This is a genomic window from Nocardia sp. NPDC019219 (assembly GCF_040632645.1).
In the GTDB taxonomy this organism is placed as follows: Bacteria; Actinomycetota; Actinomycetes; order Mycobacteriales; family Mycobacteriaceae; genus Nocardia; species Nocardia sputorum.
Window position 1 is genome coordinate 209,909 of sequence record NZ_JBEYCG010000013.1, and the last position, 8,250, is coordinate 218,158.

At 67.4% G+C, this 8,250-nt stretch carries 6 protein-coding genes; all 6 read left to right on the top strand.

What is annotated here, in order from left to right; genetic code table 11:
- Window positions 1-4: 4 nt before the first annotated feature.
- Window positions 5-1,237 (top strand): MCE family protein, encoded by a 1,233-nt coding sequence (locus ABZ552_RS23940; RefSeq protein WP_281919447.1) that lies wholly within the window; start codon window positions 5-7, stop codon window positions 1,235-1,237.
- Window positions 1,234-2,472, top strand: a complete 1,239-nt coding sequence (locus tag ABZ552_RS23945; protein WP_281875725.1) for an MCE family protein — start codon at window positions 1,234-1,236, stop codon at window positions 2,470-2,472. The genes ABZ552_RS23940 and ABZ552_RS23945 overlap by 4 nt, the downstream gene beginning before the upstream one ends.
- A complete protein-coding gene (locus ABZ552_RS23950; RefSeq protein WP_281916499.1) occupies window positions 2,469-3,710 on the top strand; it encodes an MlaD family protein in 1,242 nt (413 codons plus the stop codon). The genes ABZ552_RS23945 and ABZ552_RS23950 overlap by 4 nt, the downstream gene beginning before the upstream one ends.
- Before the next feature lie 106 nt (window positions 3,711-3,816).
- Entirely contained in the window at window positions 3,817-4,548 is a 732-nt protein-coding gene (locus ABZ552_RS23955) for a hypothetical protein (protein ID WP_281875720.1), read from the top strand.
- A gap of 9 nt (window positions 4,549-4,557) precedes the next feature.
- Window positions 4,558-5,295 (top strand): hypothetical protein, encoded by a 738-nt coding sequence (locus ABZ552_RS23960; protein ID WP_281875719.1) that lies wholly within the window; start codon window positions 4,558-4,560, stop codon window positions 5,293-5,295.
- Window positions 5,296-5,704: 409 nt separating this feature from the next.
- Window positions 5,705-8,250, top strand: a 2,546-nt coding sequence (gene rpoB, locus ABZ552_RS23965; protein WP_357439811.1) for a DNA-directed RNA polymerase subunit beta, incomplete at its 3' end; no start/stop codon positions are given.

The following is an 8,250-nucleotide window of genomic DNA, read 5'->3' on the forward strand; positions in this document are numbered from 1 at the left end:
TGCGGTGCGCGGCTCCAGCCGCGGCGCCAAGGTGGGCATCGCGCTGGTGCTCGTCCTCGCCGTGCTGGTGGCGGTGGTGCTGTGGTGGCTGTTCAACCGGCTGACCACCACCAAGATCACCGCGTACTTCGATCGCTCGGTCGGCATCTACGAGGGCTCGGACGTCCGGATTCTCGGCGTGCCGGTCGGCTCGGTGGATTCGGTGGAGCCGCAGGGCGATCAGGTCAAGATCGTGATGAGCGTGGACCGCAAGTACGACGTGCCCGCGGGTGCGCGAGCCGCCCAGATCACGCCCTCGATCGTGTCGGACCGCTACATCCAGCTCACGCCCGCCTACACCGGTGGCCCGAAGATGGCGCGGGACGCGACCATTCCGCGCGAGCGCACGGCGACGCCGGTCGAAGTGGACCAGCTGTACAAGAGCATCACCGAGCTCTCGGACGCACTGGGACCCAACGGCGCCAACGCCGAGGGCGCGGTGAACGAGCTGGTGCGCACCGGCGCGGCGAACCTGGCCGGCAACGGCGAGGCGCTGGCCAACAGCCTGACCCAGTTGTCCAGGGCGGCCCGCTACCTCTCGGACGCGCGCGGCGACATCTTCGACACGGTCAAGAACCTGCAGGCGTTCATCACCATGTTGGCGCAGAACGACCAGCAGGTGCGGCAGTTCAACACCCAGCTGGCCGATCTGTCGACGTTCCTCGCCGACGAGCGCGAAGATCTCGGAGCGGCACTGCATCTGCTGTCGATCGCGCTGGGCGACGTCGCCCGCTTCATCGACGACAACCGGGACCTGATCGCGAGCAATGCCGAAGGGCTCATCCAGCTCACCCAGACGTTGTCCGATCAGCGCAACGACGTGGCCGCCCTGCTGCCGGTCCTGCCGGTGGCGTTGAGCAACCTGATCAACGTGCACAATGCCGAATCGGGCACGCTGGACATGCGCGCCAACTTCCCTGAACTGCAGGACCCGTTCGGCGTGGTGTGCAAGATGCTCGACCTGTCCAAACTGAAGCCCGGCGATCCCAAGTTCGAGGCGCTCGGCAGGCAGATGCGGCCGATCCTCGACCACTGCAAGGAGATCACCGACCAGATCACCGCCGGGGTGCAGACCCCGACGCTGAATCTGCCGTTCGGCATCCTCAGCGGCGAGAACCAGCAGCGTGACCCGGTGCCGGGCACGGTGCCGGGCACGCCGTCGGACCGGCTTCCGCCGTCGCAGGGAGGGGAGCGATGAGCATCCGAATCCGTTTCGTCGCACGGGGTCTGGGCGCGGCCGTGGCGCTGGGACTGTCCGCCGCGCTGGTCACCTCGTGCGCCGCCGACGGCATCTACAGCGTGCCGCTGCCCGGCGGCGCGGACGTGGGCGAGCACCCGATGCACATCGACATCCAGTTCGACGACGTCCTGGACCTGGTGCCGCAGTCGGCGGTCAAGGTAGAGGGGGTGCCGGTCGGGCGGGTCGAGAAGATCAGCATCGGCAAGGACCAGTGGACCGCCACGGTGCGCACCGTGGTCAACTCGTCGGTGGACCTGCCCGCGAACGCGCGCGCCGAGGTCCGGCAATCGAATCTGCTCGGCGAGAAGTTCATCGAACTGTCCAAGCCCGCCGCCGATCCGGAGCCCCGCAGGCTGGCCGACGGCTCGGTCATCCCGGTCGACCGCACCCGGCACGCCACCGAGGTCGAGCAGGTGCTGGGCGCGCTGTCGCTGCTGCTCAACGGCGGCGGCGTCGCGCAGTTGCAGCCGATCGTCACCGAACTGAACAAGACCCTCGGCGGTCGCGAAGACCGGGTGCGCTCGCTGATCGAGCAGGCGAACACGCTGATCGGCGGCCTGAACCAGCAGGTGGACGACATCACCCGCGCGCTGGACGGCCTCGACGTGCTCAGCAGCCGGGTGAGCAAGCAGACCGATCAGATCGGCAAGATCCTCGACCAGTTGCCCCAGGGCATCAAGATCCTGGAAGAGCAGCGCCCGCAACTGGTCGCGCTACTCGCGCAGCTGGACCGGCTCGGCGCGGCGGGCTTCGACGTGCTGAACACGTCGAAGGACGACCTGATCCGCGATCTCACCTCGCTGCGGCCGACCTTGCAGGAGCTGGGCCGGTCGGCGCCGGATCTGGTCGCCGCGGTCCCGCTGATCCCGACCTATCCGTTCCCCGACTCGGCGCTGGAGAGCACCTTCGGCGGCAGCGTGAACACCTGGCTGTCGGTGGACCAGCAGATCGGTGTCACGCTGAGCAATCTCGGTGTGGGCAAACCGGATCCGGTGTACATCCCGCCGGTCGGCCCGCCTGTGCCGGTGAACCCGACCAATCCGTATTACAACGGCAACGGCCCGCGTCCGGGCTGGCCGACGGTGTCGATCCTGCCGCTGCCGCCGCTGATGGCGCAGCCGCCCGCACCCGGCGTGCCCGGTCCGGTCGGGGCGATCCTCGAGCAACTAGGCGTAGGGAGTGGTCCGCGATGACCCGTCTGGTGCGGTGGCAGCTCATCGCGTTCGTGGTGATCGCGGTGCTCGGTGTCGTCTATGTCGGCGGCAAGTACATCCGGCTCGACCACATGTTCGGGCTCAACGAGTACACGGTGAAGCTGCGCGCGGCGCAGACCGGTGGCATCTACAAGGGCGCCGAGGTGACCTACCGCGGCGTCCCGGTCGGCCGGGTCGGTGAACTGGAGCTCACCGGCGAGGGCGTGGTGATGAATCTCGTCATCGACACGAGCGCGCCGAAGATCCCGGCGTCGGCGAAGGCCGTGGTGGCCAATCGATCGGCGATCGGCGAGCAGTACGTCGACTTGCAGCCCGATTCGGACGAAGGCCCGTATCTGCGGGACAACTCGGTGATCACCTCGGCGACCCTGCCGGTGCCGGTCGAGGAACTGGTGTCCAGCGTGGACACCTTCGCGGGCTCGGTGGACCTGGCCGCGCTCAACACGACGGTCCGCGAGCTGGGCAAGGCGTTCGACGGCAAGGGCGACGATCTGCAGGTGCTGATCGACTCGCTGAACAAGTTCACCGAGACCTTCCACGCGACCCTGCCGCAGACGATCCAGCTGATCCGCGACGGCCGCGTCGCGCTCGGCACCCAGGCCGAGCAGTCCGCGGCCATCCGCGAGTTCAGCGACGGCCTGGACAAGCTCACCGCCCAGCTGCGCTCCAGCGACCCCGACGTGCGCAGGCTCATCGGCACCGGAACCGACGCGGGCGAGCAGCTCGGCGCGCTGATCGACGAGAGCGGCGGCTCGCTCACCCAGGACCTGACCAACCTGCGGCTGCTGTTGCAGGCGATCTCGCCGAAGTTCTACGCGATCAAGCCGCTGCTGCAGATGCTCCCGCAGCTGTCGGTGGGCGGGTCCTCGACCGCGCCCGGCGACGGGACCAGCCACTTCGGTCTGGTGCTCGAGACCAACAATCCGCCCGCCTGTACGGTGGGCTACGAGGGCACGCACCGGATTTTGGAACAGATGAAGGCGCAGAACCCGAACTTCGACGACACGCGCGACGAGTTCCCGTTCAACAAGGACGCCAAATGTCTTGTGCCGTTTGGTAATCCGACCGCCGTCCGGGGTGGCGAGCGCGCCGAGCTGGCCGATCCGGCCATCGTCCAGCCCTGGGACTCCAACCCGAAGACCGATCCGGAAAAGCTGAACCTGAATCCGGTCGCTGTGCAGTTGTCGACCCTGCTGGGGGTCACGCCGAAGCGGTGACCAGGAGCAATGACGTTAGGGTGTCTCGCGTGAGTGACTGGAGCGAGCGAACCACGGCCACCCGGCCCTGGAGCGCGACCGAGCCGACCGACGGCGAGACGCTGTCGTGACCGCCGACCTGACCAAGCGATCCGACCAGGCATCGCCGGATACCGAGACGACCGCGCCCGCGTCGTCCGCGCAGCCGGCCGCCGGTGATCGGAAGGCCACGGCCGAACAGGCCGGCGGCGCGACCGAGCACCCGGGTGGCGCGTCCGCGCTGAGCCGAGTGGCTTTGGTCTGCTCGGCCGTGTTGCTGGTGATCGCGTTGATCAACGCCGCATGGTTCGGGGCGGGCTGGGTGCGGTCCGCGCTCACCGACGGCCCGCGCGGTGACGCCAGGGACACCGCGCTCGACGCCGCGCGCCAAGCCGCGCTCAACATGACCTCGATGAACCTCGACGACGTGCCCGGCTCGCTGGCGCTGGCCCGGACCTCGATGACCGGCGCGCTGCTGGATTCGGCCACGAAGAACAAGGACCAGGCCGAGCAGATGGCCCAGCAGAGCGGGGTCGGGATGACCTCGAAGGTGCTCGGCGCCGCGCTCACCTCGCTCAACAGCGAGCAGGACAAGGCATCGGCGCTGGTCGTGCTGCAGGTCACCGAGAAGGGCAAGGACAAGCCGTCCGCCGACTACCGCTACACCTGGACGGTCGACCTGGCCAAGGACGGCGAGGTCTGGAAGGCCGAGCAGATCTCCTCGCTGAGCCAGCCGGTGTTGCTCAGCGGCGGCCCCACCGCGCCGACCCCCGCATCGGCGGCCGACCAGCCGCCGGCCGCGCCGAAGCCGGGATCGTAGGAGGAACCCATGACGTCTCGCCGACCGGTCAACCGGGTCACCTCCAAGCGCAGGCCCGCCACGGAGCAGGCCCGCGCCGCCGCCCCGCGCAGCGAACGGCCAGGAACAGCCCGCAAACCGCGCGTGGCGGGCGTTTCGCGGCCCGCCGCGGAGCCGGACACCCGCCCCGCCGAGCAGCGTCCTAGGGACGCGGCCGGTTCGTCGTGGCGCAAGATCGTGTCGCGCGGCAACGACCGTCCACGGCGGCGCACGACCGGACGACCGCGCTGGGGCGTCACCGCGGCCTTGTTGCTCGCCGCGCTCCTGCTCGGTGGGTTCGCCTGGTTCGCCGCGCAGAAGCCGGGGGTGGACACGTCGAACAAGGCGTACGTGGACAACGAGGCGACGCAAGAAGTGCGGGCGGCGGCTGACAACGCGTTGCGGACCGTCTACGCCTACGACGTCAAGCACATCGACGGCTATCGGGACACCGCGAAGCAGGTGCTCACCGGAAAGATGCTCGCCGACCTGGACAAGTATGCCGACACCACCATCTCGGCCGTGAAACAGGCTCAGACCAGCGCGGATGCGAAAGCCGACCCGATTGCTGTGACATTGCTCACTGATGATCGCGCGGAGCTGATCGTCAACTTGGTGGTCAGCGCCACCAAGGACGGCGTGGCGCAGCAGAGCGTCGCGGGGCCGGTGGTCCTGCACATGCAGAAGGTGGACGGCCGCTGGCTGGCCAGCGACATCGTCGATCAGTAACAGCCACCACATCGGCCGGGATGACACAGCGCGCCAGGCGATCTCGCCGGGTGCCCCGCCGGGCCTGCCACTTGACGAGTTTCGCCCGAACCGTCACGCTATTCACAACAGCGGCAGCTGTCACAGTGGCTCTCAGCGCACCGCGGCTCAGGACGCAGCCAGCGAATTCGGCCCGGCGCGCCAGCCATGTGGACGATCACACGGGTGGTACTTTGACATCCCCGTGTACTTGGGTGTAGGTTTGGACGTTGCGCTGGCTGCCTCCTGTCCATACCTCGATTCGCACACGTAAGTTCACCCTTCCGGTGTTACTTCCGTCGTTGCCTGTTCGAGTTTCGTTCGGGTAGTAACCAGCGGAATTCGTAGCAGACAGAGCGACGGTCGCGGACCACCACGCGACGCGCATGAGGTGCTGGAAGGACGCATCTTGGCAGTCTCCACCCAGACCAAGGCAGTTGCCGGAATCCCCGGAGCCCCGTTGCGGGTGTCTTTCGCGAAGATCCGTGAACCCTTGGAGGTGCCCGGGCTTCTCGACCTACAAACGGAATCGTTCGCCTGGTTGATCGGTTCGCCGGATTGGCGCGAGCGCGCGGCCGCTCGCGGCGACGTCGGCCTAGTCGGTGGCCTCGAGGAGGTGCTCGAGGAGCTGTCTCCGATCGAGGACTTCTCCGGCTCCATGTCGCTGTCCTTCTCCGATCCGCGCTTCGAGGAGGTCAAGGCCTCGATCGACGAGTGCAAAGACAAGGACATGACGTATGCGGCTCCGCTGTTCGTGACGGCGGAGTTCATCAACAACAACACCGGTGAGATCAAGAGCCAGACGGTCTTCATGGGTGATTTCCCGATGATGACCGACAAGGGCACGTTCATCATCAACGGCACCGAGCGCGTCGTGGTGTCGCAGCTGGTGCGTTCGCCGGGTGTGTACTTCGACCACAGTGTGGACAAGGGCACGGAGAAGGACCTGCACAGCGTGCGGGTGATCCCGTCGCGCGGTGCGTGGCTGGAGTTCGACGTGGACAAGCGCGACACCGTGGGTGTGCGCATCGACCGCAAACGCCGCCAGCCGGTCACCGTGCTGCTCAAGGCGCTGGGGTGGACCACCGAGGAGATCGTCGAGCGCTTCGGCTTCTCCGAGATCATGATGTCGACCCTGGAGAAGGACAACACCGCGGGCCAGGACGAGGCGCTGCTGGACATCTACCGCAAGCTGCGTCCGGGCGAGCCGCCGACCAAGGAGTCGGCGCAGACCCTGCTGGAGAACCTGTTCTTCAAGGAGAAGCGCTACGACCTGGCGCGCGTGGGTCGCTACAAGATCAACAAGAAGCTGGGCATCCACCTGGGCGAGCAGGTCGTCGGTTCGGTGCTGACGAAGGAAGACATCGTCAACACCATCGAGTACCTGGTGCGCCTGCACTCCGGTGACAAGACCATGACCGCTCCCGGCGGCGTCGAGGTCCCGGTGGAAGTGGACGACATCGACCACTTCGGCAACCGTCGCCTGCGCACCGTCGGCGAGCTGATCCAGAACCAGATCCGGGTCGGTCTCTCCCGCATGGAGCGCGTGGTCCGCGAGCGGATGACCACGCAGGACGTCGAGGCGATCACGCCGCAGACCCTGATCAACATCCGCCCGGTCGTCGCCGCGATCAAGGAGTTCTTCGGAACCTCCCAGCTGTCGCAGTTCATGGACCAGAACAACCCGCTGTCGGGTCTGACCCACAAGCGCCGCCTGTCGGCGCTGGGCCCGGGTGGTCTGTCTCGTGAGCGCGCCGGCCTGGAAGTCCGTGACGTCCACCCGTCGCACTACGGCCGGATGTGCCCGATCGAGACCCCGGAAGGCCCGAACATCGGCCTGATCGGCTCGCTGTCGGTGTACGCGCGGGTCAACCCGTTCGGCTTCATCGAAACCCCGTACCGCAAGGTCGTCGACGGCCGGGTCACCGACGAGGTGGTCTACCTGACCGCCGACGAAGAGGACCGCCACGTGCGCGCCCAGGCGAACTCGCCGGTCGACGCGGACGGCCGCTTCCTCGAGGACCGGGTGCTGTGCCGCCGCGGCAACGAGGAGAACGAGCTCGTCGCGGCCACCGAGGTCGACTTCATGGACGTCTCGCCGCGCCAGATGGTGTCGGTCGCGACGGCGATGATCCCGTTCCTCGAGCACGATGACGCCAACCGCGCCCTCATGGGCGCGAACATGCAGCGTCAGGCGGTTCCGCTGATCCGTTCCGAGGCGCCGATCGTCGGCACCGGCATGGAGCTGCGCGCGGCCGTGGACGCGGGCGACGTCGTGGTGAACGAGAAGGCCGGTGTGGTCGAGGAGGTCTCCGCCGACTACGTCACCGTGATGGCCGACGACGGCACCCGCAAGTCCTACCGGATGCGCAAGTTCGCTCGGTCCAACCAGGGCACGTGCGCCAACCAGCGTCCGATCGTGGACGAGGGTCAGCGGGTGGAGCGCGGCCAGGTGCTGGCCGATGGTCCGTGCACCGAGAACGGTGAGATGGCGCTGGGTAAGAACCTGTTGGTGGCGATCATGCCGTGGGAGGGGCACAACTACGAGGACGCGATCATCCTGTCGCAGCGGTTGGTGGAGGAGGACGTGCTCACTTCGATTCATATCGAGGAGCACGAGATCGATGCTCGTGACACCAAGCTGGGTGCCGAGGAGATCACCCGCGATATCCCGAACGTCTCCGATGAGGTGCTCGCCGATCTGGACGAGCGTGGCATCGTGCGTATCGGTGCGGAGGTGCGTGACGGTGACATCCTGGTGGGCAAGGTGACCCCGAAGGGTGAGACCGAGCTGACTCCGGAGGAGCGGTTGTTGCGGGCGATCTTCGGGGAGAAGGCCCGCGAGGTGCGTGATACCTCGTTGAAGGTGCCCCATGGTGAGTCCGGCAAGGTGATCGGGATCCGGGTGTTCTCCCGGGAGGACGACGATGATCTGCC